Annotated in this window: 21 protein-coding genes; 7 read left to right on the top strand and 14 right to left on the bottom strand. The window is 27.8% G+C overall.

All coding sequences use genetic code 11. The annotated features are described in order from the left end of the window. Positions 1–202: 202 nt before the first annotated feature. Complete coding sequence (gene yjbM / locus ACZ5TJ_RS03485) at positions 203–994, bottom strand: GTP diphosphokinase (protein ID WP_215634851.1); 792 nt, start codon at positions 992–994, stop codon at positions 203–205. Positions 995–1,137: 143 nt separating this feature from the next. Beyond that, the gene (locus ACZ5TJ_RS03480) at positions 1,138–1,827 is read right to left on the bottom strand and encodes a metallophosphoesterase (protein WP_079287244.1); all 690 of its coding nucleotides are present in this window, start codon (positions 1,825–1,827) and stop codon (positions 1,138–1,140) included. Between the two features lie 181 nt (positions 1,828–2,008). Between ACZ5TJ_RS03480 and ACZ5TJ_RS03475 the strand changes: the two genes are divergently transcribed. Beyond that, on the top strand, positions 2,009–2,644 hold the full coding sequence (locus ACZ5TJ_RS03475) for a GntR family transcriptional regulator (RefSeq protein ID WP_464201323.1): 636 nt from the start codon (positions 2,009–2,011) through the stop codon (positions 2,642–2,644). Between the two features lie 48 nt (positions 2,645–2,692). On the opposite strand, the gene tyrS is transcribed toward ACZ5TJ_RS03475, so the two are convergent. The 5 genes from tyrS to ACZ5TJ_RS03450 form a co-directional block, all read right to left on the bottom strand. Beyond that, positions 2,693–3,919, bottom strand: a complete 1,227-nt coding sequence (tyrS, locus tag ACZ5TJ_RS03470) for a tyrosine--tRNA ligase (RefSeq protein WP_464201321.1) — start codon at positions 3,917–3,919, stop codon at positions 2,693–2,695. A gap of 397 nt (positions 3,920–4,316) precedes the next feature. After that, positions 4,317–4,724, bottom strand: a complete 408-nt coding sequence (locus ACZ5TJ_RS03465) for a hypothetical protein (protein ID WP_464201319.1) — start codon at positions 4,722–4,724, stop codon at positions 4,317–4,319. Positions 4,725–4,818: 94 nt separating this feature from the next. Continuing rightward, the gene (locus ACZ5TJ_RS03460; protein WP_464201317.1) at positions 4,819–5,892 is read right to left on the bottom strand and encodes a sensor domain-containing diguanylate cyclase; all 1,074 of its coding nucleotides are present in this window, start codon (positions 5,890–5,892) and stop codon (positions 4,819–4,821) included. A 122-nt stretch (positions 5,893–6,014) separates the two neighbouring features. Further along, positions 6,015–7,142 (bottom strand): Ger(x)C family spore germination protein, encoded by a 1,128-nt coding sequence (locus ACZ5TJ_RS03455; RefSeq protein WP_464201315.1) that lies wholly within the window; start codon positions 7,140–7,142, stop codon positions 6,015–6,017. Beyond that, positions 7,117–8,547, bottom strand: coding sequence for a spore germination protein (locus tag ACZ5TJ_RS03450; RefSeq protein WP_464201313.1), 1,431 nt, complete (start codon positions 8,545–8,547; stop codon positions 7,117–7,119). The genes ACZ5TJ_RS03455 and ACZ5TJ_RS03450 overlap by 26 nt, the downstream gene beginning before the upstream one ends. Positions 8,548–8,650: 103 nt before the next feature. Between ACZ5TJ_RS03450 and ACZ5TJ_RS03445 the strand changes: the two genes are divergently transcribed. Both ACZ5TJ_RS03445 and trpS read left to right on the top strand, forming a co-directional pair. Beyond that, complete coding sequence (locus tag ACZ5TJ_RS03445; protein WP_464201311.1) at positions 8,651–9,739, top strand: endospore germination permease; 1,089 nt, start codon at positions 8,651–8,653, stop codon at positions 9,737–9,739. Positions 9,740–9,920: 181 nt separating this feature from the next. Next, entirely contained in the window at positions 9,921–10,925 is a 1,005-nt protein-coding gene (gene trpS, locus ACZ5TJ_RS03440) for a tryptophan--tRNA ligase (protein WP_464201309.1), read from the top strand. 81 nt (positions 10,926–11,006) lie between these two features. On the opposite strand, the gene ACZ5TJ_RS03435 is transcribed toward trpS, so the two are convergent. The 6 genes from ACZ5TJ_RS03435 to galU all read right to left on the bottom strand — a co-directional run bounded on the left by ACZ5TJ_RS03435 (position 11,007) and on the right by galU (position 18,163). Continuing rightward, positions 11,007–11,966, bottom strand: coding sequence for an ABC transporter ATP-binding protein (locus ACZ5TJ_RS03435; protein ID WP_054199142.1), 960 nt, complete (start codon positions 11,964–11,966; stop codon positions 11,007–11,009). Further along, positions 11,959–12,984, bottom strand: a complete 1,026-nt coding sequence (locus tag ACZ5TJ_RS03430) for an ABC transporter ATP-binding protein (RefSeq protein ID WP_464201307.1) — start codon at positions 12,982–12,984, stop codon at positions 11,959–11,961. The genes ACZ5TJ_RS03435 and ACZ5TJ_RS03430 overlap by 8 nt, the downstream gene beginning before the upstream one ends. Before the next feature lie 29 nt (positions 12,985–13,013). Then, positions 13,014–13,931 (bottom strand): ABC transporter permease, encoded by a 918-nt coding sequence (locus ACZ5TJ_RS03425; protein WP_464201306.1) that lies wholly within the window; start codon positions 13,929–13,931, stop codon positions 13,014–13,016. Between the two features lie 11 nt (positions 13,932–13,942). Then, entirely contained in the window at positions 13,943–14,890 is a 948-nt protein-coding gene (locus ACZ5TJ_RS03420) for an ABC transporter permease (RefSeq protein WP_054199139.1), read from the bottom strand. Between the two features lie 21 nt (positions 14,891–14,911). Further along, positions 14,912–16,561, bottom strand: a complete 1,650-nt coding sequence (locus tag ACZ5TJ_RS03415) for a peptide ABC transporter substrate-binding protein (RefSeq protein ID WP_464201304.1) — start codon at positions 16,559–16,561, stop codon at positions 14,912–14,914. 723 nt (positions 16,562–17,284) lie between these two features. Continuing rightward, the gene (gene galU, locus ACZ5TJ_RS03410) at positions 17,285–18,163 is read right to left on the bottom strand and encodes a UTP--glucose-1-phosphate uridylyltransferase GalU (protein WP_464201302.1); all 879 of its coding nucleotides are present in this window, start codon (positions 18,161–18,163) and stop codon (positions 17,285–17,287) included. A 319-nt stretch (positions 18,164–18,482) separates the two neighbouring features. Here galU and brnQ point away from each other — a divergent pair, with 319 nt between their 5' ends. The 4 genes from brnQ to ACZ5TJ_RS03390 all read left to right on the top strand — a co-directional run bounded on the left by brnQ (position 18,483) and on the right by ACZ5TJ_RS03390 (position 22,605). Next, a complete protein-coding gene (gene brnQ / locus ACZ5TJ_RS03405) occupies positions 18,483–19,763 on the top strand; it encodes a branched-chain amino acid transport system II carrier protein (protein WP_464202267.1) in 1,281 nt (426 codons plus the stop codon). A gap of 150 nt (positions 19,764–19,913) precedes the next feature. Further along, positions 19,914–20,744, top strand: a complete 831-nt coding sequence (locus tag ACZ5TJ_RS03400) for a Cof-type HAD-IIB family hydrolase (RefSeq protein WP_464201300.1) — start codon at positions 19,914–19,916, stop codon at positions 20,742–20,744. Positions 20,745–20,898: 154 nt separating this feature from the next. Next, the gene (locus tag ACZ5TJ_RS03395) at positions 20,899–21,861 is read left to right on the top strand and encodes an LCP family protein (RefSeq protein ID WP_464201298.1); all 963 of its coding nucleotides are present in this window, start codon (positions 20,899–20,901) and stop codon (positions 21,859–21,861) included. A 171-nt stretch (positions 21,862–22,032) separates the two neighbouring features. Then, positions 22,033–22,605, top strand: coding sequence for a sigma-70 family RNA polymerase sigma factor (locus tag ACZ5TJ_RS03390; protein ID WP_464201297.1), 573 nt, complete (start codon positions 22,033–22,035; stop codon positions 22,603–22,605). Positions 22,606–22,724: 119 nt separating this feature from the next. Here the strand turns inward: ACZ5TJ_RS03390 and ACZ5TJ_RS03385 are convergent, their stop codons facing one another. Beyond that, entirely contained in the window at positions 22,725–24,404 is a 1,680-nt protein-coding gene (locus ACZ5TJ_RS03385; protein ID WP_464201296.1) for a hypothetical protein, read from the bottom strand. Between the last annotated feature and the right edge of the window lie 82 nt (positions 24,405–24,486).

The raw sequence follows: 24,486 nt of genomic DNA, 5'->3' as shown, positions 1-24,486 counted from the left end.
TTTTTAGTTTATGTATTTATTTAATATTATTTTTTCTTAACTTTTTCTTTTTATAAATTTTATAATTAATAATAATTATTAATGAATATATGTTATTATATCATTTCTTACCATTTTACTCAAGATTATTAAAACAATTAATCGTAAAAAGAGTCAATAATTAATATACTAACTATTGACTCTTTAACTCTAAAATTTATTATTAATCTTTATATTTATCAATTTCTTTTTTTATAGAATCAAGTAAACTGTTAAGTTCCCATACGTCTCCGTTTTCAATAAGTTTATTTAAGGACTTTTCGTATCTACTTGCCTCTGGAATCTTTCCAAGTGAAATTAGAACAAGAATCTGATTCATAACATCTGAAATAATAGCTGATTTAACTTCAAATAACTTTTGTGCATCTTTTATTTCGTCTTTTATTTCTAACATTTCTTCATCTAATTTAAATGCTGCATCAGCTGCACTCTTAAGCTTTTGTTTAAGCTCTACAGGTATTTGTTGCTTATACTTATAGTTTAATGAATGTTCTATAGTTGCCCAAAAATTCATGGCAAGTGTTCTTATTTGAAACTCTGCTAATATGTCTATAGGACCTTCTACCATATTTACAGTATACTTAATAATCATATGATAACTTCTATATCCACTAGATTTAACTCCTCTTACATAGTCTTTTTCATATAATACTTGCATATCACATCTACTACGTAAAAGTTCAACAACTTTATCTATATCATCAACGAATTGGCACATAACTCTTATACCAGCTATATCTTCCATTTCAAATCTAATTCTATCAACTGGAATACCAAATTTATTTGCTTTTTCTAATATACTTGATACTTCCTTAACTCTTCCTGTAACAAATTCAATTGGAGAGTATTCTTTTTTCTTTCTATATTCTTTTCTAATACTTCTTAATTTAACCTTTAGCTCATCTACTGCCTGTTCATAAGGCATTAAAAAACTTTTCCAATCATTTATTGCCATTAGTAACCACCCTATTAATATTGCTCTATTGCTTTACTATCATATTATACCAAAAACTTTTCTTTCTGTAATGTTTTTATCGTTGTATTTATAATTTATAAAAAGGTCTATACAAAATATTTTTCTGCATAGACCTTTTTAAATTACTCCATTATAAGCTTTGGATCAAAATCCAAATAATCTGCTGAAGTCATTATATAATTTACTCCATTTCTTTCACCTTCTAATACCCTATTTAGACATTTTCCATGAAGGTGTCCATATATAACTGTTTCAACATTATATTCTTCACAAATTTTTGTAAAATTAGAATCCATAAACTTTTCATTTGTTGGTGGATAATGAAGCATAACTATAAATTTAGAAAATCCATTTTTCTTTGCTTCATCTAAAGAAAGCTTAAGCCTTATAGCTTCTCTTGAATATATTTTTTTATCATGTTCTGTGAATCTATCAGTTCCTTCACATACCCATCCTCTAGTTCCACATATAGCATATTCACCATATTCATAAAAATTATTTTGAAGAAATTTCGTATTTTCAAACATACTATTTAATTTACTAATGCTACCCCACCAGTAATCATGATTTCCTTTTGATATTATTTTTCTTCCAGGTAAATTTTCTATCCACTTTAAGTCTTCTTCACTCTCTCCAGACTTCATAGCCCATGAAATATCTCCAGCTATTAATACTGTATCTTCATCTTTTATTTTAGATAACCAATTCTCTTTTATTTTTTCATCATGTCTACTCCAATGACTCCCGAATATATCCATTGGTTTATCCCCACTTAAAGCTAAGTGTAAATCTGATATCGCATATAATGCCATTTCTTTATCACCTTTCCCTGCTATATCTTATAAATTAACTATGCTTACCATTATATCATCATATACTTAATGATTTCCATTAAATAAATATATATGTGAACAATACTAACAATATTTTTTATCTATCTACTATATTTAACATATTTGTGGTACAATTATTCACTGATAGGAGTGATAAGTTATGGCTAGGAAAACATCAACTCCAGCATACTTAAAAATAGCAATTGACATTGCTTCAAGAATAGTAAATGGAGATTTTATTGAAGGTGAAAAACTTTCAGGACGTTCTACTCTTGCAAGTCTTTATAATGTTTCTCCTGAAACTATACGTCGTTCAATAGCTTTATTAAAAGATATGGATGTCGTAGAAGTTGCAGAAAAAAGTGGTATAAAAATTACTAGCAAGTATAATGCTAATGAATTTCTAAAAAAATTTAAGACTAAGAGTGAATTTACAAATATTAAAGAAGAAATTTATAATTTGATTAATGAGAAAAAAGTTTTAGAGGAAAAGTTAGAAAATAATATACAAAATTTAATTGAGTTTGCAACTCAGCTTAGAAATGTAGGACTTATAGTTCCTTATGAAAGTTTAGTTGAGCCTAATAGTTTAATAATAGGCAAAAGCCTTGGAGAATTAAATTTCTGGCATAATACAGGTGCAACTATAGTTGGTATTAAAAGAGGAGAACAATTATTCCTTTCTCCTGGTCCATACTTTACAATAAATGAAAAAGATATTGTTGTTTATGTAGGTCAAAATGATGACGTTATAGGAAAAGTAAAAAACTATATAACATCAATAAAAGAATTATAATAATTTTAAATATTAAAAAGGGACATTTTAAATGTCCCTTTAATTTTTCTATTCAACTATTAATTTATAGAATTTTTTCTTTCCTCTTTTTACTAAAGCTGAGCCTTCACTGAAATCACTTTCTTCTAAAGTTCTCATAAAGTCAGTAACTTTTTCATCATTAATTGAAACTCCACCTTGTTTCATTAATCTCTTTCCTTCAGCTTTTGATGGGAATATGTTAACAGCTACTAATGCATCTAATAAGCTATTTCCTATCATATCTTTTGATATTTTTTCTGTTGGAACGTTTGTCATATCATTTCCACCAGCAAATAATGCTTCTGATGCTTCTACTGCCTTCTTAGCTTCTTCTTCTCCATGAACTAAAGCAGTTACTTCATAAGCTAAAACTTTCTTAGCTTCATTTATTTCTGCTCCTTCTAAAGCGCTAAGTCTTCTAACTTCGTCCATTGGAACAAATGTTAATAATTTTAAGCACTTTTCAACATCTGCATCAGCAACATTTCTCCAATATTGGTAGAAGTCAAATGGTGATACCTTGTTTGGATCAAGCCATAAAGCTCCTCCTACAGTTTTACCCATCTTTTCTCCTTGGCTATTTGTTAAAAGAGAACATGTCATAGCAAATACGTTTTCTCTTGATTTCTTTCTAACTAAATCAACACCAGCAATCATGTTTGACCATTGATCGTCTCCACCAAGTTCCATCTTACAGTTATATTTTTTATTTAATTCATAGAAGTCATATCCTTGCATTAACATATAGTTAAATTCTAAGAATGAAAGTCCATTCTCTGTTGCAAGTCTCTTCTTGAAACATTCAGCTGCAAGCATTTTATTTACAGTGAAGTGTGCTCCTACATCTCTTAAGAATTCAATGTAGTTAAGTCCTAATAACCAGTCTGCATTGTTTACAATAAGTGCTTTATCATCAGTAAAGTCTATGAATCTTTCCATTTGCTTTTTAATTGATGCAACATTATGAGCTATTTGCTCTTTTGTAAGCATCTTTCTCATATCTGTCTTACCACTTGGATCTCCAACCATTGCAGTTCCGCCACCAAGTAACGCTATTGGTCTATGTCCTGCTCTTTGCATATGCGCCATGAACATCATTGCAATGAAATGACCTACATGTAAACTGTCTGCTGTTGGGTCAAATCCTATATAAAAAGTTATCTTTTCTTTTTCAAGTAACTCTCTTGTTTCTTTTTCATGAGTGAATTGTTTTATGTATCCACGCTCTAATAAAACATCTAATACATTAGCCATTTTATGTCCTCCTAGCCTTTATTAATCGTAAATTTTGCATAAATATAGTATATCTTCTCTATCTGATTTTTGCAACTCCATCCTATCTAAAAGTAAGATAAAAAGGCACTTCCAAAGTATATCTTTATTTACAAAAATAAAAAGAGATGTATAAATATTAATTTATATAAATGTCTAAAACTACATATTTTAAGATTAAAATTATTTTAGTCATTTATTAAACTTTTTATACACCTCTAATTAATATACTATTTTTCTTCTTTAGATAATCCTTTGTTTTTAATTATATTAATATTGATTACCCATGCAATTATTCTAAATAGGCTCTTTATTATATAAACTAACTTATTTTTAGAAAATGTTTTCAGAACTTCAAATATAAAACTTATATAACTATTTAAGCAACGTAATGTTTAATGAATTCTGGTATTTCTTCTTCGTGATTTATATTAATGAATAGATTTACTCTATATTTATTACTAAGGAATTTTAACTTAATAAATAGCTGATAAGTTTCTTCTAAATTACAAGAAACTATACTTAGTAATCCATCAATATAAATATTTTCTATATCATAGTTTGCTGAAATAATCCCACAAAGTAGTCCATAAAGGCTATTGCAATTATTAATATTAAAATCTTCTGTTGAAACAAATCTAATTTTTCTATCTAATTGTCTAACGTATCTTGAATCATCATCTATATATACAGAAACTCCTTTTACATTATCTAAATGATCATTAGCAAGCTGTATTAATCTCTTTGTTTTACCTGAACCTCGCCTGTTACAAAATACTTGAATCATTAGAACCACTCCTAAAATTTAGTTATATTACATTATATTCATTAAAACAAAATAAATCCTAACTTTAGTATAAAAGTTAGGATTTATTTTTATATTATTTTAGTTTACATTCATCAATAACTACTTTATTTTTACCAGTTTTCTTTGCCTTATATAATAATTCATCTGCATTACTTATAACATCTGTAATCGAATCATCTTCAAATTTTCTAAAAGCTAATCCAATACTTGCTGTTACTTTTGCTTCTACCTCACCCATAGTAACAACATTTTCTTCTATAGCTTTCCTTATATTATTTACTTTTTTATAAATATCATTATGATTTTTTACTTTATTTAAAAATATTATAAGTTCTTCTCCACCATACCTTGCAAATATATCTAAATCTCTTATTTGATTTTTAATAACATTGCTAGTTTGAATTAGAACTTCATCGCCAAATTGATGTCCATAAGTATCATTAAAACTTTTAAAATTGTCTAAATCAATCATAACTATTGCATAATTAGATTTGTCTTCTTTTATTATATTTTCTGCTTTTTCAAAGAAATACTTTCTATTATATATTCCTAGAAGTGGATCTTTTATAACAGCATCTTTAAGCTCTTTATAAAGCTTTGAATTTTCAAGTGCAATTGCAATCTGATTAGAAATAGAACTTAAAAACATTTTATGTTCTGTTGTTAAGTAATGCTTTAAAGTATGTTCAACAATTATATAACCTATATAATTATTTCTAATTTTTATAGGAATTCCAAGAACAGATTTAATTGCATTATCTATATCATCATATTTTCTTATAAAATCACCATTTATTAAGTAATCTTCTCCTAATATTATTTTTCTTTTTTCTTCTTCAGTTAAGTTTATATCAGTGCCATAAGTGGAAACCTTTACTTTAAAAACATCATTTTCCTTCATATATATACATGAATTTGTTACGCCTAATAGACCAACTATCATATCATTAATCATTAATACTAATTGATCATCTCGAATATTAGAACTTATATACTTACTAACTTCTGCTATATTATAAAGAACTGCTAATTGCTTTTGTAAATCTTCATTAGCTCTCTTATATTCTGCAATTTCATTAATTGCATCCTTTTTATAATTTTTAAAATCCCTTTCAAGATCTTCAAATAACTTCTTATAATCTTCCATATCATTCCCCCATCTACCAGTTTACACAAGATTATATTACTATATTACCTTTTTTTTCTAATAATAGCAACATAAACATTAAATATTATTATCATTTTAATTAAATATTGCTATTATTTAAATTAAAAAATACTACTCTCTACTTTATTGCTTCCTAATATATCAATATCCACATCAACATCAAACATTATTTTTGATTGTACATCTTCTATTACTTCATGAGGATACTTAATTTCTAAAAGTCTCTCTATTTCAAGTAAATCAATATCTTTTTGTGTAAATTTATCTAAAAACATCTCAAGATAATGTTCTGCTGCTTCTTTTTCTTTAGCTTCTAATTTTTTTATTGCAGCTTCTGATGTAATAAATCTACCTTGCGCTTCTGCAATTACTGCCTTAGTCTTTATTTTTTTAGTTAAAAGTATTCTAGTACCATCATACTCTACATCCGTTTTTGTTTTACTATTTAATATTTCTAATGTTATGAATCCATCTTTCATTTGAGGATTATTAATTTCTAACGTCCCTGTTTTTATATTGTCAGTTAAGAAATTATAGCTCATAGTATCTTGCACATCTAAAACCTCTACTAATTTATTATCTTGCATAACTACAGCACCTGATAATTCTACTCTTTGATCAACAACATCTTTTCTTAATCTAAGTCCTCCTATAAGACCACTATTTCTTCCAAGTTCAATTATACTTAAATAATCATTAATATTAGTTGTAACTTCTCTAGCACTTGCTCTATTTTTATGTACTAAATCATCTAAGAATAATCCTAAATATTCTTCATCATTTGCAGTAACATTTAAAAGACTTGTTACATCTCCAAAGAAAACAAATACATACGGTTTAACTTGAGATTCTTGATCATTATTTATAAAGTTTAAAAATTTATCTATTCCTTGTTTAGCTGCTGCTTCTGTAAATATTATTGCCCTATTTTGAGTTAAATTTATTTTATAACTAGAAGCTAAATTAATATCTCTTATTGCTTCTAATGTTGTCTTTCCAGTACCCTTATATAAAATTCTTTTACCATTATCTGAACTTTCATTTGTATTTCTATAAGGTCTTACACAGTCCATATATACTATTACATTACCAAAATCATCAACATCATAAATCATACTCGTTGTAAATGTTACGTTATTTACTTCTTTATAGTTATAGCATCCACTCATAGTAGTAGCTACTATAATAAAAACAATAAAAAGACTAATCATTTTTTTGTAACGATTCATATTGCTCTCCCTCCCCAATTATTTTCTTTGATATTCTATTAAGGTTACCTCTAAATAGAACATCTTTAAATTTAAATGTATCTAAACTTCCTATTGGGAATAGATAAGAGTATCCTGTAGACCTTAAGTCTGCAAGTCTTGTTATAAATATTAGTGTCATAACAAAAACTCCTGGGAGTCCATACAAAGAACCTATTATTACAAATATAAATGCCCAAATTGATATTGCACCATAAAGCTTTGGAATTAAGAAATAACTTAATGTGCTTAATGCAATAATTATTATAGTTATTCTCGATGCAATTCCAGCTCCAACTGCTGCATCACCTAAAATAAGTGCTGCAACAATACTCATTGCACCTCCAATTGGTTGTGGAAGTCTAAGCCCAGCTTCTTTAATAAACTGAAAGGCGAGCATCATTATTATTACTTCTATTACAGTTGGAAGCGGTACTCCAGCCCTTGATACTGCAAGTCTAAATAAAAATTGTGAAGGCAAAAGTGAAAAATGGTATGTTACTATTGCAACATAAAGTCCTGGAACAAATGTTGCAAAGAAAAATGCTAGCCATCTTAAGCTTCTTGTGAAGTTTGCAAAGTATTTATTTATGTAATAATCATCTGGCATCTGGAAATTTTCTAAGAAAAAGTATGGAGCAGTTATTACAAATGGTGTTCCATCTACTAATACAGCAACTCTTCCTTCCATCATTTTAGCTGCAACTTCATCTGGTTTTTCTGTATACCCTATTGTATCAAATACAGAGTTGCTTTCTTTTAGCTGACTTTCTACATAATTTGTATCAAGAATAAATTCCATATCCATATTTTCTACAACATTTTTTATATGCTCTACTAATCTTTTAGGAGCTACATCTTTTATATAAGCAATACATACTACTGTTTGGCTTTTATCTCCTGCATATATTGGTTCAAATTTTAAATCTGGATTTTTTATTCTTCTTCTTATTAAGGCTATATTATCAACAAATAACTCATTAAATCCTTCTCTAGGTCCCTTTAATACTGATTCAGTTACAGGTATTCCAACCCCTCTTCTGACGAATCCTTTAACTTCACAGTAAATAATTTCTTCAAACCCTTCAACAAATATAAGAATATCTCCTGAAACAAGATGAAGCATAGCATCTTCAATATCGTTTTTATCTTTTACATAATCTGCAATATTAATTTCTAGAACATTTTTTATTAAATCATCCATTGTTTTGCAAGGATAATCTTTATTTTTTATTGGGGTTACAATGTATTCACTTATAAATGCAGTGCTACAAAGATTATCAATAAATACTAATGTTGATTTTCCAAGAGAGCTATCAACTTCTCTATACTTAACGTCAAAACTATCTTTAAATTTTTCTTTTATATAGTTTAAATTCTTATTCATACACATCACCTAAAAATATTATTCCTCTAGTAATGTTTAATATTCACCATTTTGTTAATACTATACTTGAATGTTTTAACTTAGAGTTTAAGGTGGTGATGTAATGAATAAATTATCAAGTAAACATTATATATTCTTTTTACTTGCTGTATCTTTGATTAGTTTAAGAGGATATTCTTCTATATTTATAAAACTCGGAAGACGTGATACATGGCTTGCAGCTTTAATTGCTGGATTAATTTTTATTTTATATTCATTTTTCATTTTCTATGTTAGTAAGAAAACAGACACTTTTGATATAAGATATGTATTTAATAATGTATTCTCTAAAACTATCGGGAATATTTTAATTATATTATTTTGTATTGGGTTATTTCTAACTTCTATAGAAAGTGCATCAGTTCAATGTGATTCAATACATTCAAATATATTTATTGAAACACCTATTTGGTATTGCCTTTTATTTTTTATAATTCCAGGCATGTATTTAATGACAAAACGTATAGATACTTTAACTGTAGTTGTTATTCTTACAGTTTTAGTGGCATTAGGTGCTGATGTTCTAACGGAAGCTTTTACAATTCCATATCAACATCCAAAAAATTGTCTCCCTATACTTTCAAGTGGGATAAATAAAGATTTTTTATTATGTATTTTATTAAGTCTTGGTGGTTTTTCTTCTGTAGCAATAGCATTTCCTTTTTTACGATATGTTGATAAAAAAGAAAAACTACTTAGAAATACTACAATAACTAATATATTTATAGTTTTATTAGTATCATTTTCATTTTTTGTTTTAATTGCAACATTTGGTCGTGTTAGATCTGCTAATATTTATTATCCGGATTTTGTAGCAGCTCAAAGAATACAATTAAAAGGCTTTATAGAATTTGGAGATTTGTTATTTCTACTTAGAACTGTTTCAGTTTGGCTTATAAAATATGTACTTTGTGCTGTAGCTATTTTATATATATATAAAGATAAATTCAAAAGCAAGAAGATTTTTGCTGTAATATATTCAATTGTAGCTTATATATGTGCATACATTGCTTCTAAAAATCATTTTTTACTATTTTATTTATTAAAATACTATCAATTAGTTAGCCTATTACTTCTAATAATAGTTCCATTTACGGCCTATCTTATATATTATATTAAGTGGAATAAAAAGCAAACAAAAGCTAAAGCTTAATTAAAGTGTCAAAGTCTTTTTAAGACCTTGGCACTTTAAATTTTAATGGGTAACTCATCTCCATATATATCTAATATTTTCTAGCAAACTGCTTATTTACAAAAAATATACAAATTGACATTACTAGGCAGTGTACATATAATTTAAATATATTACATTTAATTTTAAGGAGTGAAATACAATGGAAAAGCAAGACTCTAAGAAAATCATCTTTAGTGGTATCCAACCTTCTGGTGATCTTACATTAGGTAACTATCTTGGTGCTATTAAAAACTGGTTAACACTTCAAGATGAATATGACTGTTATTTCTGTGTTGTTGATTTACATGCAATAACAGTTCCTCAAAAAGCTGCTGATTTAAGAAGAAGAACATTAGAAGTTCTTTCAATATATTTAGCATGTGGTATAGATCCTGAAAAGAATACTCTTTTCATACAATCACATGTACCGGCTCATTCAGAATGTGCATGGTTACTATCATGTAACTCATACATGGGTGAACTTTCAAGAATGACTCAATTTAAAGATAAATCAAAGAAAGCTGGAAACTCTGTTGGAACAGGGCTTTTAACTTATCCTGTTCTTATGGCATCTGATATATTACTATATCAAACTAATTTAGTTCCAGTTGGAAAAGATCAAATTCAACATTTAGAACTTACTCGTGATTTAGCTATCAGATTTAACAATACTTATAGCCCTACTTTCACAGTTCCAGAAGCGTATGTTCCAAAGACAGGTGCTAAAATAATGAGTCTTCAAGAACCAACAAAGAAGATGTCAAAGTCTGATGATAATCCAAATTCATTTATTTTAATTATGGATCCACCAGAAGTTATTAGAAAGAAAGTTTCAAGAGCTGTAACTGATAGTATCGGAGTTATAAATTACTCAGACGATCAACCAGGTGTTAAAAACCTACTTAATATACTTTCTGCAATCAATAATAAAACTCCTGAAGATTTAGTTAAAGAATATGAAGGAAAAGGGTATGCAGATCTTAAAAAAGATGTTGCAGAAGCTATCGTAACTGAACTTCAGCCAATTCAAGAAAGAGTTAAAGAACTTCTTAAAGATAAGAAAGCTTTAGAAGCTATATATAAAGAAGGAGCTAATAAGGCAAATTATATAGCTAACAAAACTCTTAGAAAAATGCAAAAGAAAATCGGATTTATTCCAAGATAAAATTTTTTAATATAAATTAAAAGGAGAACTAATAAATTACTAGTTCTCCTTATTCATATATAATAAACTTAAAGTTTCAAATTAATTGTATAAATGACAAGCAACAAAGTGATTTTTTTCTATTTCCTTTAAGCTAGGTTGTTCCTTTAAGCAAATATCCTTTGCATACTTACATCTACTTGCAAATCTGCATCCTGGTTTTGGATTTATAGGACTACTTACTTCCCCCTCTAGCTCTATTACACTTTCACTACTTTTTTCATTGTATTCTGCTACTGGTATTGCTGACATAAGAGCTTTTGTATATGGATGAAGTGAGTTTTTGTATAAATCATCACTTTTTGCTATTTCCATTAAATTTCCTAAATACATTACGCCAACTCTATCTGATATATGTCTTACCATAGACAAATCATGTGCTATAAAAAGATATGTTAATCCCATTCTTTTTTGAAGATCTATTAATAAGTTAACAACTTGTGCTTGTATTGATACATCAAGAGCTGATATTGGTTCATCACAAACTATGAACTTAGGTTCAACTGCAAGTGCTCTTGCAATACCTATACGCTGTCTTTGACCACCTGAAAACTCATGTGGAAACCTTGATGCATGCTCTTTATTAAGTCCAACAAGGTCTAAAAGTTCATATATTCTATTCTTCCTTTCTTCTCCTGTATAAAGTTTATGTATATCAATTCCTTCTGCTATAATATCTCCAACTGTCATTCTTGGATCTAATGATGCATAAGGATCTTGAAATATCATTTGTGCTATTCTTGAGCATTTTCTTTTTTCTTTATTACTTAATCTAGTAATATCTTTTCCATCTAATATTATTTCCCCATCTGTTGAATCATAAAGTCCCATTACAGTTCTTCCACAAGTTGTCTTACCACAACCTGATTCGCCAACTAATCCTAATGTTTCACCTTTATTTATAGTAAAGCTTACATTATCAACAGCTTTTAAAGTTTTTCCTTTTCCTACATTAAAATATTTCTTTAAGTTTTTAACTTCTAAAAGTACTTCTTTACTCATTAATTAATCCCCCTTTTTTTAAAGGTGATTCTACCTTTGGTGCTAATTCATGCATAAGCCAACAATTTAGTTTATGAGAATCAGTTATATTTGTTTCTTCTGGCATAGATTCCTTACATATCTCCATTGCATATTCACACCTTGCTGCAAATGGACATCCCACAGGTGGATTCAATAAATCTGGTGGAGTTCCGCTTATAGAATATAATTCTCCTTTATGCTCAGTATCTAATGTAGGCATAGATTTAAGTAGCGCCCAAGTATAAGGATGCCTTGCATCTGTAAATATTTCCTTAACTGTTCCTCTTTCAACAACTATCCCTGCATACATTACTTGTATTTTATCTGCAAATTCTGCAACAACTCCTAAATCATGAGTTATTAAAATAACAGAAGTTCCAAGTTTTTCTTTAAGCTTATCCATAAGCTTCATAATTTGCGCCTGAATAGTTACATCTAAAGCTGTTGTTGGCTCGTCGGCTATTAATATTTTGGGACTACATGCAATAGCTATAGCAATCATCATTCTTTGTCTCATACCACCTGAGAACTCAAATGGATATTGATTAATTCTTTCCTCAGCATTTGGAATATTAACAAGCTTTAATAATCTTATAGCTTCTTCATTTGCTTGCTGTTTATTCATGCCTCTATGGATTTTTAAAACTTCTGTTATTTGCTTTCCAAGCTTCATTGTTGGATTTAAAGATGTCATAGGATCTTGGAAAATCATACTAATATCTTTTCCTCTAATTTTTTGCATTTCTTTTTCATTTAAAGATAATATATCTTTTCCATCAAACATAATTTTTGATTCTTTATGTATCTCAGATGGTGGTGTAGGTAATAATCTCATTAAAGATTTTGCCGTTATACTCTTTCCACATCCTGATTCACCAACTACAGCTAAAGTCTCGCCCTGTGATAATTCAAAACTTACTCCTCTTACCGCTTTAACTTCTCCAGCATAAGTATGGAATGATACCTTTAAGTCCTTTACCTCAAGTATTTTTTTCATAATATCTTTTCCCTCCTTATAAACTACCGCTACTTTCTTAATTTTGGATCTAATGCATCTCTTAATCCGTCACCTAATAAGTTAAATGCTAACATTGTTATAGCAATAGCTAGTGATGGGAATATAAGCTGACTTGGATAAAATTGCATTACTTGCTGTCCAGCTGATGCCATTGCCCCCCAACTTGTTTGTGGTGGTTGTATTCCAAGTCCTATAAAACTTAAGAAAGCTTCTGCAAATATATAACTTGGTATATCAAAAGTTATGTATACAATTATAATTCCTAAAGTATTTGGAATCATATGCTTCATTATAATTCTAAAAGGACTTGCCCCTAATGTTTGTGCTGCCATAACATATTCTGCTTCTTTAAGTTGCATTACTTGTCCACGAACCATTCTAGCAATACCAGTCCAACCAGTTATACATAAAGCTATTAAAAGTGGTAATATACCATTTCCAAGTCTTATAGCTATTAATATAACAACAATCAAATATGGAATCCCACTTAAAATTTCCACAATTCTCATCATTATACTATCTACTTTTCCACCAAAATATCCACTTACTCCTCCATATATAATTCCAACTACACATTCAATTAATGTACCAACAAATGCAATAATTAAAGATACTCTACCACCAATCCATAATCTATCAAATAAATCTCTTCCTAGATTATCAGTTCCAAACCAATGAGCTAACGAAGGTCCTTTGTTCATATCTTTTATATTTTGAACCATATAATTGTCTCCTGCTATAATAGGTTGTATTACGCACATAAGTATAATTACTATTAAAACAATTAATGAACTTAATGCTACTTTATTTCTTTTAAGTCTTCTCCAAGCATCTTGCCAATAGGTTAAATTTGGTCTAGCTATTTGCTCAGATTTATTCTTGTCTATTCCTACAATTTTAAATTTATCTCTACTTAACTCTGCCATACATTAACCTCCTATTTACCCTCTAATTTAATACGTGGATCTATAACGCTATATAAAATATCTACTATAAGAATTGATAATATATAAAGTGCTGCAAAAAATAATGTTAATCCCATAATAACGTTATAATCTTTTGTATATATAGCATCCACTAATCCATTCCCAATACCAGGAATAGCAAATATTCTTTCAATAACTACAGTTCCAGTTATTATTGTTGCTATTTGTGGTCCAAGTATTGTTATTATTGGTAATATAGAATTTCTTATAATATGTTTGAAAGTTATTGCCCCAGAAGATAAACCTTTTGCCTTTGCTGTTAATATATAGTCTTGACCAAGTACATCTAAAACTGATGCCCTCATATATCTTGCATAAGTAGCTACACTGCTCAAACTTAGTGCTATTGTTGGTAATATTGTGAATTTAAATCTTTCAAAGAATGGGGTACTACTACTAAACCAACCTGCAATAGGTATTCCTCCATTTCCCCCTATAGTGCTTTGTATTAAAGTTGCAAGAACAAAGCTTGGAATAGAAACTCCAAGTATTGCAATAAACATTACAACATAATCTATAGCTGTATTCCTCCTAAATCCTGCTATTATACCAAGTAGTACACCTACTATTAATCCTAAAAGTACTGATTGAATTCCTATTCTTGCTGATGCTGGGAATCTATCTTTAATTATTTCTGAAACTCCAAGTCCTGGTGTTACAAAAGAATCTCCTAAATCCCCTTTAACAAGACTTTTAAGGTATAATACATACCTTTCTGTAATTGGTTTATCTAATCCATACTTTACTTCCATATTTTTCAGTACTGCTTCAGGTAATTTTTTAGCTTGTGCTCTTACAGGATTTCCTGGCATACTATTCATTAAGAAAAATGTAGCTGATACAATAACAAATAAAGTTATTATCATTAATACTAATCTTTTTAAAAGATATTTAACCATGTATTTTGCCCCCTTATTTATTTAATTTTGTTCTATATACGCCCATCTTAATTGATAACTACCACCAAACTTTGGATATTGAATTCCATGAATGTAATTCTTTTGGAATGAATGTATATCTAAATAATATGTTGGAGCTACTGCTGGATTTTCAGCAACTTCGATCTTTTCTATTTCCTTATACATCTTAATTCTTTTATCCATATTTGTTTCAGTTTGTAAATCTTCTAAAAGTTTGTTCACCTTGTCATCATTGAATTTTCCATAATTGCTTCCGTTTTTTGCCCCAAATAAATCTAGGAATGTCATAGGGTCATTATAATCTGCCCCCCAACCAGCCATCGCTATGTCAAATTCTCCATCATTTTGCTTTCTTAAAAAATCTGAAAAATCTGCTGGTGTTTGAAGTTTTATATTTACTCCAATTTTTTGCTTCCATATATTTTGTAAATATTCACCTTGATTTTTTAAACTTGAATTACTATTTTGAAGTAATAAATCTATGTTATATTTTGACGGATTAGAATCAAGTCCAAGCTCCTTTAGTCCTTCTATAAATAAATCTTTAGGATTTTTATTTGCTATTTCTTTTAATGGCTCTTTTACTTCTTTTCTATACTCCTTATCTCCAACTAAAATTCCATCTGGCACCATTCCATAAGCTGGAACTCCACTTTTTAATATATCTTTTGTATATTGTTCTCTATCAATAGCAATAGATAATGCCTGTCTTATTTTTTTATTTCGAAGTATTTTATTTGGACTTTTCATATTATACTGATCATAATATACAGTTGGCATAACACCACTTACTTCCTTCCACTTTCCTTCTTTAACTCCTTTTTGAAGTTCTTTTATATATTCTCCACCAACTTTAAACATTACATCAAGTTGTCCACTTAAAAACATTTGATATTGTGTATTTACTTCACCGATTTGATTTAAATTTACTTCATCTAATTTAATATTTTTTGCATTCCAATAATTCGGATTTTTAACTAATTCTACTTTAGCTCCTCTTTTCCAGTTAGAAACCTTAAAAGGACCACTAAATACTAATCCTTCTTCCCTACTTCCATATGTTTCTCCTTGTGCCTTTACAACATCTTCTCTTTGTGGAGCTAACACTGGAAATGCAACTAATTGAATAAAGTATGGAATTGGATCTTCAAGTTCCACAACTAAAGTTTTATCATCTGGTGTTTTAATTCCAACATCTTCTGCCTTTGCTTTTCCATTAAAATAATTTTCTCCATTTTTTACACCAAATAAAAAGAAAGAATATCCTGATGCAACATTTGGATCTAGCATTCTCATCCATGCATATTTAAAATCTTTTGATGTAAGCTTTTTACCATCACTCCACTTAAGTCCATCTCTTAGATGAAAGATATATGTCTTTTCATCTTTACTTTTTTCAAAAGATTTTGCAGCACCTGGTACTGGCTTATCATTATCATATACTAATAATGTTTCTTGAGTATTTTGTACTATATTAAAAGATTCAGAATCAGTAGCTTTTACAGAATCCATAGTTTTAATTGCCCCAGTTGTTAAATTTACTACTTTCGATTCTTTAGAATATGCTTCTTTCTTATTTCCACATCCAGTAAATAGAGTTAATATTATTCCGCTAATCAAAATCGTACTTATTACTTTTTTAGCTTTCATTTTCATGCCCCCTTTTTTCTTGTTTCTATTTTATCAAAGATATAAGCATTTAATTATATATTTTTTATAAATTTTTTATTCTATTAAATTTTTTATAAAAACTAACTTATATTTTTATCATTTTACCATATGTTTTTTACTCAGATACATGTGTATTTCACAATATTTTCTGTAAATTTTTAGGAGTTAAATAACACACTATAGCTGATTTTCACTTTCAATTAATACACTATTTTTTTATAATTAAGTGAATTTTTATACGATTAATTAGTAGAGTTATAAAAGTATATAAATAGCATTACTACTATTTTCAACTATTCTTTAATACTTTATAGTTCATTTAAGTTTTATTTTTTAAATAAAACTTAAATGGATCACTGTATCAATTAAAATATTTAATGTATCAAAATTCTTTTGTAATTATTTTGAATATTTACTCCAATAGTAAATTAATTAACTTTTTATGCATATTTTCTTCAAACTTTATCTATTCTGATATATTTTTTATTAAACTTTAAAAACATTTTGTTAACTATTAACATTTTAGAAACATTATGAAAATTTATTTTTAAAACTAATTATCTATATAAAAAATAAAGTAAATGTAATGATTATAAAAAAATATTATTGCAGAAATGAAAATAGCAATAAAATAGACCGTCTACGTAAATGATAAAAAATCATTTACGTAGACGGTCTATTTTAAATTAAATATTATATTTATTACTTTAAGATTTTTTCCCACTCTTTATTTTCTAAATATTCAAGTAGTTCACTTCTTAAACCTTCTTTTCTTAATCCGTACTCTATTGTAGCTTGTAAGAATCCAAACTTATCTCCAACATCGTATCTTCTTCCTTCAAAATCATAAGCATACATAGCTTCTTGTGATATTAAAGTTTTTAAAGCATCTGTAAGTTGGATTTCATTTCCCTTACCAGGAGCTGTATTTTCTAATATTTCAAATATTTGTGGAGTTATTATATATCTACCAAGTATTGCAACATTAGTTGGAGCTTCTTCTCTCTTTGGCTTTTCAACTAAATCTTTAACTTTATATACTCTATTTTCTATATGAATTCCATCAACTATTCCATATTTTGAAACATCTTCTTCTGGTACAGTTTGAACTCCAAGTATTGAAGTTTTATATTCGTCATAACATTCCATAAGTTGTTTTAAACATGGTTTATCACTATAAACAACGTCATCTCCAAGTAATACTGCAAATGGTTCGTTTCCAACGAATGTCTTTGCACAATGTATAGCATGACCTAAACCTCTTGGTTCTTTTTGTCTTATGTAATGAATATCAACCATATCTGATATATCTCTTACAAGTTCTAATAATTCATCTTTACCTGACTTTTCAAGTTCCATTTCAAGTTCTACTGATTTATCAAAGTGGTCTTCTATACACTTTTTATTTCTTCCTGTTATTATAAGAATTTCTTCAATACCTGATGCTATAGCTTCCTCTATTATATATTGAATAGTTGGCTTATCAACTATTGGTAACATTTCTTTAGGTTGTGCTTTTGTTGCTGGTAAAAATCTTGTTCCAAGTCCAGCTGCAGGTATAATCGCTTTTTTTACTTTCATGACTTATCCCCCTTAACTTCTATATTAATAAATAAATTCACATAAGTCTTGTTTTTAATAAAAAGTCTCTATTTCTAGTATACCACATATCATATTTTAAATGTATTATTTTAATTTGGAAAATAAAAACGTTATCTTTTATTAATTTAATACTTGTATTTTGTATAATTTTGTACTTTATTATCAAATATTATATATTTTTATTGATTTTTATAAAAATCAATGTTATTATGATTAATATATTAATTTAAGATAATATATTTTAACTAGATATTTAAAAATATGTTCATATATATATCATATAGAAAGGCTTGAGATGATGAAAAAACAAACAAAAGATTTTTTAATAGTAGGTTTTGCTCTTTTTGCAATGTTCTTTGGTGCTGGTAATCTTATATTCCCACCATTTCTTGGGCATCTAGTTGGAGATCAATACCTTATTGCTATTATCGGATTTACACTTACTGGAGTTGGACTACCACTACTTGCTATAATCGCTTGTACTAAAGGTGATGGAACTTTTGAAACTATGGCTACAAAAATTGGGCCTAAATTTGCTTTAGTATTTGCAACACTTTTATTTATAGCTATAGGTCCAATGCTTGGAATACCTAGAACTGCTGCTACAACTTATGAATTAACTATAAGTCCTATATTCCCAGGTATACCACCACTTGTTTGGATGATTATATATTTTGGAATAAACTTATTTTTCGTATTTAATAAATCAAGTATTATAGATACAATTGGTAAAATATTAACTCCTGCTTTATTAATAATACTTGCAATAATAATTTTTAAAGGAATAATATTCCCAATTAGAAATATTACTACAACTAATGCTCCATCTGTTTTTTCAACTTCATTCCTTGAAGGATATCAAACAATGGATGCACTAGCAGCACTTCTTTTTGCTGCTATAGTATCAGGTAATATATTATCTAAAGGCTATAAAAAGAAAGACTTAGTTCCTATGACAGTTAAAGCAGGTATGGTTGCTGCAATTGGTTTAGCATTTGTTTATGGTGGACTAACTTTCTTAGGGGCTCAAACTAATGGATTAGTTTCATCTGATATAGGTAAAACTGGATTACTTCTTGTATTATCAAAAGAGATACTTGGAAGCGTTGGTACTATTATAATTGGTATTGCAATGGGACTTGCATGTTTAACTACATCAATAGGCCTTATAACTGCTGGTTCTTCTTTCTTTTCTGAAATATCAAAAGGAAGATTACCTTATAAAGTTAATGCTATTGTTATTACTATAATTAGTATTATAATAGGACGTCTTGGTGTTGATCACATAATAAAGATTTCAGGTCCTATATTAAATGTACTTTATCCAGTTGCTATAACACTTATTGCAACAACTCTTTTAGATAAGTTTTTAACTAATATTCGTGCAATAAGACTTGGAATATATACTTCTTTAATTTTTGGAATACTTAGTGTTATTCCTGCAATTAATTTAAGCTTTATTCCTCTTAGTTCTAAAGGATTTGCATGGCTTATACCAACATTAATTGCAATTTTAATTGGAAACATAATTTTTAAAAATGAAACTAAAAATGAAGAAATAATAGAAAATGTAGTGTAGTTATACACTACATTTTTTCTATTTTTATAATTCTATATATCCTTTCATTAAATTATAAGCTTGTTTACAGTAAATTTTAATAATGATAAAATTTTCTTAAGTACATGTGGGTATACTAAATGTAATTATCAAAGAGGAGGACTATATATTATGGCAATAAAACTAATATGTATTGATATGGATGGTACGTTACTTGACAACGATCATAATATATCTGAAGAAAATAAAAAAACTTTAAAAGAAGCAGTTAATAAAGGAATTAAAATAGCACTAACTACTGGTAGACTTTTTACGTCTGCAAAATTTTACTCTGATTTAATAGGAATTGATGCTCCAATAATTTCATCAAATGGAGCTTATATAAAAGATAAAAATTCAGATAAAGTTATATATGAAAATCCTCTTTCTTTAGAAGAATCATTAGAAATATATAATATTTTAAAAAAGTACCCTTTTAGAATATGTTTCAATACTCATAATACAACAATTTCTAATGAACCTCTTGAAGAAAGTCACGCTTATATTTTAACAAATAAACTGGCATCAAAAGAAGATCAAATAAAAATTGATGTGTCTAGTGATTTAACTAATGTCTTAAAAGATTATGAAGGTGATGTTTTAAAAGCAATAACTATAGATACTACTCGTGAAAATAGAGATGAGATGCAAAAAGCTAAAAATGAATTTATAGATTTAAATAAATATGAAGTTGTAAGTTCTAGTCTTTATAACTTTGAAGTTATGAGAAAAGATACATCTAAAGGAAATGCAGTTAAGCATTTAGCTAAAATGCTTAATATTTCAAGAGATGAAATTATGTGTATTGGTGATAGTGAGAATGATCTTTCAATGATTCGTTATGCTGGAATTGGTGTTGCTATGGGAAATGGATTAGATATTTTAAAAAATGAGGCAGACTTTATAACAGATAGTAATGTTAACTCTGGTGTAAGTAAAGCCATAAAAAAATTTGCACTATAGTATATAGGTTACCTAAAATAGGTAACCTTTTTCATTCTTTTATTATGTAAAATTCTTCATTATAATTACTTATTATTGATTTATTTACATATATTATCATAAATGATATACTATGATTATATTTTATAAATATAGGGGTTTTGAGGAGAGGTTTATGGGAAAATTAAAAAAGATGGCTTTATGGCAAAAGGTTCTTTTGTCACTTTTTGTTTTATTATTAGTTTCTGTGGGAGGTGCTTATTTCTATATTCATAACCTTTTAGATAAAACTGAAAAGGTTGAAATTAATGAAGAAAATTTAGGTATAACTCCTGAAAATAAAGAACTTGCTGTTAAAAACAAAGGGGTAACTAATATAGCTTTATTCGGTGTTGATGCACAAAATGGTAATACTGGTCGTTCAGATGCTATTATGATTCTTACTATTGATAAAGATCATGATAAAATTAAGTTATCATCTATAATGAGAGATTCTTACACTAATATAATTGGTCATGGAAAAGATAAAATTACTCATGCTTATGCATTTGGCGGTCCTGAACTTGCACTTAATACTATAAATAAAAATTTCAATTTAAGTATTGATAAATTTATTACTGTTAACTTTACTACTCTTCCTAAAATTGTTGATAAAATAGGTGGAATAGAAATGAATTTAACAGAAGGTGATTTAAAATATATAAATGATTATATTAATAGTGTAAATAATATTAATAATACTAATGCTTCTAATATACCAACGCCTGGAGTAAAAACATTAAATGGAGCTCAAGCTCTTGCATATGCAAGAATTAGATACGATGGTGGAGACCAAAGAAGAACAGAAAGACATAGAAATGTAATTACAGCAATTTTTAATAAAATTAAAAAAATGCCAGTTTCAAGTTATCCTGGAACATTAAATGAATTACTTCCACTAGTATCAACTAATATTAGTTCAAGTGAGTTTATGACATTAGGTAAAGATATTATAAAAACTGGGGCTACTTCAATTGAAGAATACAGAGTACCTTGTAATAATCATTCAAACGGCAAAAATATAAACGGTGTTTATTATATGACTTTCGATATTGGAGCTGAAACTAAAGAATTACACAAATTCATATACGAAAACTAATTAATAAATTTAAAATATAGCTTGGTAATTTTATACTACCAAGCATATTTTTTAAAATTAATACGAACATATGTTCTTATTTTTTTCTCCTTCTGCATATATATTTAGTATAGCAACATTATGTAAATTGCTTATTTAATAGTAAGTTTAATTCGAAAGGGGGACGCTAAATTGAATGACTTAAATTTATTAAAATTAGCAAAAAAGAATGATATGAATGCAAAAGAAGAACTAATAGTTAAATACACTCCTTTAGTTAGAAAGCAAATAAAGAAATATTCTTATATAGATTGTTATGATAGTGAAGATCTTATGCAATATGGAATTTTATCTATACTTAAAGCAATTAATACTTTCGATTTAGATAAAAGCTCTTCTTTTTCATCTTATGTTATGTGGACAGTATGTAATAATTTTGCTTATTTATGTAGAGGACATAATTCTGATAGAAAAGCTCATAGCTTAAACCTTCAAACAGAAGCTGGCGATGAAATTATAGATATTCTAGTTGATGAAACAAATATTGAAGAAGATTTTATTAATTCATCAGAAGAAGAACGTATCTCTTCTATAATTAAACTTTTAGATACTGATGAAAGAAACTTATTTAATTTTTTAATGTATAGTAATGTTAAATGCGCCTTAAAAAGATACTCTGAAAAATATAATATAGATTATTCTAAATGCATTTATAAAAAGAAAAAACTAGCTTCTAAGTTAAGAATTTTGTTAAATAACATCTGAAAATTATATATTCCCGGGAAATATTTTATATAAACAAAATGTAGGATAATATCTTTTTTTGATATTATCCTACATTTTTATTTACTCTAATTAATTTTTATACTTCAACCCACTTAATCCTAATTTGAAGGACTTTCTTCTCCTGATGCTTCGCCACCTTGTGAGCCCACTGTGCTACCATTCTGTGATCCGTCTGAGCCTCCACCTTGTGAACCGCCTGTGCTGCCACCTTGTGAGCCTCCTGAACTACCACCTTGTGAACTTCCTGAGCTACCACCTTGTGAACTTCCTGAACCACCGCCTTGTGAACTTCCTGAGCTACCACCTTGTGAACTTCCTGAGCTACCACCTTGTGAACTTCCTGAACTACCGCCTTGTGAACTTCCTGAACTACCGCCTTGTGAACTTCCTGAGCCACCGCCTTGTGAACTTCCTGAACCACCGCCTTGTACTCCGCCTGAACCACTGCCTTGTGAACTTCCTGATCCATTACCTTGTGGGGTTCCTTGTCCGACACCAGCTTGCTCATCACTATTATTTATAGAAGTATTATTATTTTCATCTATTTCTTCTGCTTCCTTAGCCTTTATTTCTTCATCCTTATCTTTAAGTTTTTTAATTGTATCATTTAAATCTAACACTTCCTCATCTATATAATATATAGTTTTATCTTTAAGTTCACTATTTAATGCTAATATAGCTTTTACTGAAACAATATGAGATAATCTTTTTTCTTTATATTCTCCTTTAGTTAATTTAAATGTATCTTTATTTATAATGTTCTTATATCCTTCCACTAAATTTGATTCTAAGTATTTTTCATTAACTAAATCTTTATCTTCATTCTTTTCTAATAAAGATATTGAATTTATAAATTCATCGAATTTTTTATCTTCTAATTCCGATGATTTTAATAATATATTGTTATAAATCTTATCTAAAGTATCACCTTTATTATAATCCATAATTTTTTTATAATCCTTTAAATCAAGTTTAAGTTGTATACTATTATCAACATTAAAATTTTCTTTAATTATACTATTTTTTATTATTCCATCTTTTTTATACAATTCATTTGCTGAAAATGATTCTTCAGCATCTTTTATAAGTAGTTCTCCTACATAATAATTAGCTTTAATAGTATTTTCTAGCTTATTTACTTCGACTATTGAAAATGAATGTAAACTTTCTTCATCTGTTAAAAGCATAGTTAAACTAATTATATTGCTATTTTCTTTATTTGAATAAACTTCTCTATTTTTACTTCCTACAGCACCCTTTAGATTTATTCCTGTAACTATAACTCCTATTGATAGAATTGCTATAGATGCAATATAAAATATTAAATTTTGCTTTTTAATATTTTCTGTTATGCTTCTTTTCTTTCTTCTTCCTTTTTTCTCTTGAAGTGCCGTAATTTCTTTATCTTCATTATATTCTAAAGAATATCCGTTTTCCTCATAACTATTAAATTCTATAGCACCATTATTAACTAAACTCATAGCATAATCTTTCCCTGAAAATAATGCTAAAATAAATGTTATTACATAATTTAAAATTAAACCTACAGGTATATTAAGTATATATATAATTAAAGCTTGTACTAATATTAATGATATTCCTTTTAAAATTTGCTTTCTTCCCAAATAAGAAATTCCTCCAAATAAAAATGTTACATAATCAAAATTATATGGAATAACTTTAAGCTTTTCATTTTTATCTACTAATACTGCATACTTTATACCTTTTCCTCTTAAATACGTAAAATCGTTATGTTTTTTTACCCCTTTCTTTCCCATACACTCCTCCAAAGCTTTAAATAATTATTTATATTTTAACATATTTTACATATTTTATTAACCTCACCTTTAAAAGCTTATA

This window comes from Clostridium budayi (assembly GCF_055396605.1).
This window is presented reverse-complemented; position numbering and strand designations above follow the sequence as displayed.

Excerpts from the sequence above, each read along its gene's own strand:
- ACZ5TJ_RS03425 (WP_464201306.1), bottom strand. The coding sequence starts at position 13,931 with ATGGCAGAGTTAAGTAGAGATAAATTTAAAATTGTAGGAATAGACAAG.
- ACZ5TJ_RS03435 (WP_054199142.1), bottom strand. The coding sequence starts at position 11,966 with ATGAGTAAAGAAGTACTTTTAGAAGTTAAAAACTTAAAGAAATATTTT.
- ACZ5TJ_RS03430 (WP_464201307.1), bottom strand. The coding sequence starts at position 12,984 with ATGAAAAAAATACTTGAGGTAAAGGACTTAAAGGTATCATTCCATACT.
- brnQ (WP_464202267.1), top strand. The coding sequence starts at position 18,483 with ATGAAAAAACAAACAAAAGATTTTTTAATAGTAGGTTTTGCTCTTTTT.
- ACZ5TJ_RS03465 (WP_464201319.1), bottom strand. The coding sequence starts at position 4,724 with ATGATTCAAGTATTTTGTAACAGGCGAGGTTCAGGTAAAACAAAGAGA.
- ACZ5TJ_RS03395 (WP_464201298.1), top strand. The coding sequence starts at position 20,899 with ATGGGAAAATTAAAAAAGATGGCTTTATGGCAAAAGGTTCTTTTGTCA.
- yjbM (WP_215634851.1), bottom strand. The coding sequence starts at position 994 with ATGGCAATAAATGATTGGAAAAGTTTTTTAATGCCTTATGAACAGGCA.
- ACZ5TJ_RS03400 (WP_464201300.1), top strand. The coding sequence starts at position 19,914 with ATGGCAATAAAACTAATATGTATTGATATGGATGGTACGTTACTTGAC.
- tyrS (WP_464201321.1), bottom strand. The coding sequence starts at position 3,919 with ATGGCTAATGTATTAGATGTTTTATTAGAGCGTGGATACATAAAACAA.
- ACZ5TJ_RS03460 (WP_464201317.1), bottom strand. The coding sequence starts at position 5,892 with ATGGAAGATTATAAGAAGTTATTTGAAGATCTTGAAAGGGATTTTAAA.
- ACZ5TJ_RS03420 (WP_054199139.1), bottom strand. The coding sequence starts at position 14,890 with ATGGTTAAATATCTTTTAAAAAGATTAGTATTAATGATAATAACTTTA.
- ACZ5TJ_RS03475 (WP_464201323.1), top strand. The coding sequence starts at position 2,009 with ATGGCTAGGAAAACATCAACTCCAGCATACTTAAAAATAGCAATTGAC.
- ACZ5TJ_RS03480 (WP_079287244.1), bottom strand. The coding sequence starts at position 1,827 with ATGGCATTATATGCGATATCAGATTTACACTTAGCTTTAAGTGGGGAT.
- trpS (WP_464201309.1), top strand. The coding sequence starts at position 9,921 with ATGGAAAAGCAAGACTCTAAGAAAATCATCTTTAGTGGTATCCAACCT.
- ACZ5TJ_RS03385 (WP_464201296.1), bottom strand. The coding sequence starts at position 24,404 with ATGGGAAAGAAAGGGGTAAAAAAACATAACGATTTTACGTATTTAAGA.
- ACZ5TJ_RS03455 (WP_464201315.1), bottom strand. The coding sequence starts at position 7,142 with ATGAATCGTTACAAAAAAATGATTAGTCTTTTTATTGTTTTTATTATA.
- ACZ5TJ_RS03450 (WP_464201313.1), bottom strand. The coding sequence starts at position 8,547 with ATGAATAAGAATTTAAACTATATAAAAGAAAAATTTAAAGATAGTTTT.
- ACZ5TJ_RS03415 (WP_464201304.1), bottom strand. The coding sequence starts at position 16,561 with ATGAAAGCTAAAAAAGTAATAAGTACGATTTTGATTAGCGGAATAATA.
- galU (WP_464201302.1), bottom strand. The coding sequence starts at position 18,163 with ATGAAAGTAAAAAAAGCGATTATACCTGCAGCTGGACTTGGAACAAGA.
- ACZ5TJ_RS03445 (WP_464201311.1), top strand. The coding sequence starts at position 8,651 with ATGAATAAATTATCAAGTAAACATTATATATTCTTTTTACTTGCTGTA.